We start from the raw sequence: 434 nt of genomic DNA, 5'->3' as shown, positions 1-434 counted from the left end.
TTTATGTAGTCATGCAAGCGTCGATGTGCGCGTGCGGGCAAAAGGTGAAAATGCTCGACCTGCCCGGCATCGTGCAGCCCGAGAAGGCTATCGCCGCATTTAATCGCATGGTCAAGAAAGGTGAATGGGCGATTCTTGTGGAGAGTTATCAGCCACAGCGACAATTTCGCCATCTCCACGGCCATCGGGTTAACGTCAACGCCATATAGGCAGCGCTCAGCGACGAGACGACGAGCGATTGCTAGCCGTTCCTCTGTGTCACGAGGTAAGAGTTGCTCGCTATGACACGAGGCCGACAACAACGCCTCGGGAACCACCAGTGGAACGTTCGGGCGAACTGATTCAGCAATTCCCCAAGCTTCCACGAGGCGCTCGGATAAAAAGCGGCACGCCTGTACCAGAAAAGCGCCCGAACCACACGCAAAATCACAAAC

The 434-nt window shown here is 55.3% G+C and carries 1 protein-coding gene; it reads left to right on the top strand.

Annotated elements, in window-relative coordinates; genetic code table 11:
• Positions 1 to 209 (top strand): hypothetical protein (locus J5M56_RS25710; protein WP_207938147.1); only part of this gene is annotated, 209 nt, incomplete at its 5' end.
• Positions 210 to 434: the final 225 nt, after the last annotated feature.

Origin of the sequence: Pseudomonas sp. 51_B, assembly GCF_017491595.1 — a bacterium.
Lineage (GTDB): Bacteria > Pseudomonadota > Gammaproteobacteria > Pseudomonadales > Pseudomonadaceae > Aquipseudomonas > Aquipseudomonas promysalinigenes.
Note: the sequence above shows the minus strand (reverse complement) of the source record. Positions and strands in the feature narration are given on the sequence as shown.